Genomic DNA, 770 nt, shown 5'->3' on the forward strand with positions numbered 1-770 from the left:
ACACCACCGCCAACAAACTCGCCCACCGCCTCCACCACCACGGCATCACCCCCGGCGACCACGTCGGCGTCTGCCTCCCCCGCAGCATCCACCTCGTCACCACACTGCTCGCCATCTGGAAAACCGCAGCCGCCTACGTCCCCCTCGACCCCGAACTCCCCCCCGAACGCCTCACCGCCATGCTCCACGACGCCAACCCACCCCTGGTCATCACCACAAGCACCCACACCCAGGCGTTCCCCACCACCCTCACGTTGGACGTCACCGACACCTTCGACGCCGAGCCGGACACCGCCCCCGACACCGGATCCACCCTCGACGACACCGCGTACGTGCTCTACACCTCCGGCTCCACAGGCACCCCCAAAGGCGTCGCAGTCCCCCACCGCGGACTCCACAACCGCATCACCTGGATGCAAGACACCTACAGGCTCGAACCAGCCGACCGGGTGCTCCAGAAAACCCCCTACGGCTTCGACGTCTCCGTCTGGGAATTCTTCTGGCCCCTCACCACCGGCGCCGCCCTCGTACTCGCCGCCCCCGGCGGCCACCGCGACCCCAACTACCTACACCAACTCATCGTCGACGAGAGCGTCACCACACTGCACTTCGTCCCCACCATGCTCCAAACCTTCCTCGACGCCACCGCCGACCGCGGCCCCCTCGGCCACGTCCGCCACGTCTTCTGCAGCGGCGAAGCACTACCACCAGACACCGCACACCGCTTCCTCACCACCTGGCCCCACATCGAACTCCACAACCTCTACGGA

At 67.1% G+C, this 770-nt stretch carries 1 protein-coding gene; it reads left to right on the forward strand.

The features are described from left to right. Positions 1-770 (forward strand): AMP-binding protein (locus ADK66_RS29135; protein WP_157553056.1); only part of this gene is annotated, 770 nt, incomplete at both ends.

This window comes from Micromonospora sp. NRRL B-16802, assembly GCF_001279555.1.
GTDB classification, from domain to species: Bacteria; Actinomycetota; Actinomycetes; order Mycobacteriales; family Micromonosporaceae; genus Micromonospora; species Micromonospora profundi.